Consider the following 1526-nt stretch of genomic DNA (forward strand, 5'->3'; position numbering starts at 1 on the left):
AAGTACGTGTCCCCGGATTTGCCTAAGAACACCACCTACCACCTTAAACGCGGACTACCAACGCCGCGCTAGCCTAGCCTTCTCCGTCTCTCCATCGCAGTTAGCGGAAGTACAGAAATATTAATCTGTTTCCCATCGATTACGCCTTTCGGCCTCACCTTAGGGGTCGACTCACCCTGCCCCGATTAACGTTGGACAGGAACCCTTGGTCTTTCGGCGAGGGGGTTTTTCACCCCCTTTATCGTTACTCATGTCAGCATTCGCACTTCTGATACCTCCAGCGTGGGTTACCCCTTCACCTTCAACGGCTTACAGAACGCTCCTCTACCGCGCACAGTAAACTGTGCACCCGTAGCTTCGGTGACTAGCTTAGCCCCGTTACATCTTCCGCGCAGGCCGACTCGACTAGTGAGCTATTACGCTTTCTTTAAATGATGGCTGCTTCTAAGCCAACATCCTAGCTGTCTAAGCCTTCCCACATCGTTTCCCACTTAGCTAGTACTTTGGGACCTTAGCTGACGGTCTGGGTTGTTTCCCTTTTGACGACGGACGTTAGCACCCGCCGTCTGTCTCCCGAGTAGTACTCATTGGTATTCGGAGTTTGCAAAGGGTTGGTAAGTCGGGATGACCCCCTAGCCTTAACAGTGCTCTACCCCCAATGGTATTCGCTCGAGGCGCTACCTAAATAGCTTTCGAGGAGAACCAGATATCTCCCGGTTTGATTGGCCTTTCACCCCCAGCCACAAGTCATCCGCTAATTTTTCAACATTAGTCGGTTCGGTCCTCCAGTTGATGTTACTCAACCTTCAACCTGCCCATGGCTAGATCACCGGGTTTCGGGTCTACACCTTGCAACTAAACGCGCAGTTAACACTCGGTTTCCCTACGGCTCCGCTATTCGCTTAACCTCGCTACAAAATGTAAGTCGCTGACCCATTATACAAAAGGTACGCAGTCACGGTCTCAAGAACCGCTCCCACTGCTTGTACGTATACGGTTTCAGGTTCTATTTCACTCCCCTCACAGGGGTTCTTTTCGCCTTTCCCTCACGGTACTGGTTCACTATCGGTCAGTCAGGAGTATTTAGCCTTGGAGGATGGTCCCCCCATATTCAAACAGGATGTCACGTGTCCCGCCTTACTCGTTTTCATCAATGGTTAGTTTTCATGTACGGGGCTATCACCCTGTGCCGCTGCGCTTTCCAACGCATTCCACTAACACCCCACTGACTTAAGGGCTAATCCCCGTTCGCTCGCCGCTACTAGGGGAATCTCGGTTGATTTCTTTTCCTAAGGGTACTTAGATGTTTCAGTTCCCCTCGTTCGCCTCGCAACACTATGTATTCATGTTGCGATAACAGCTTATGCTGCTGGGTTCCCCCATTCGGACATCGTTAGCTCAAATGCTTGTTACTAGCTCGCCAACGCTTTTCGCAAGTTACTACGTCCTTCATCGCCTCTGACTGCCAAGGCATCCACCGTATACGCTTAGTCGCTTAACCATACAACCCAAATGAGTTTCACTCA

Annotated in this window: 1 rRNA gene; it reads right to left on the reverse strand. The window is 50.9% G+C overall.

Going from position 1 to position 1526, the window contains the following annotated elements:
- Window positions 1–1501 (reverse strand): 23S ribosomal RNA (locus KO531_RS22150); the annotation flags it as partial.
- Between the last annotated feature and the right edge of the window lie 25 nt (window positions 1502–1526).

This window comes from Shewanella sp. NKUCC06_TVS (genome assembly GCF_019345515.1).
GTDB lineage: Bacteria > Pseudomonadota > Gammaproteobacteria > Enterobacterales > Shewanellaceae > Shewanella > Shewanella oncorhynchi.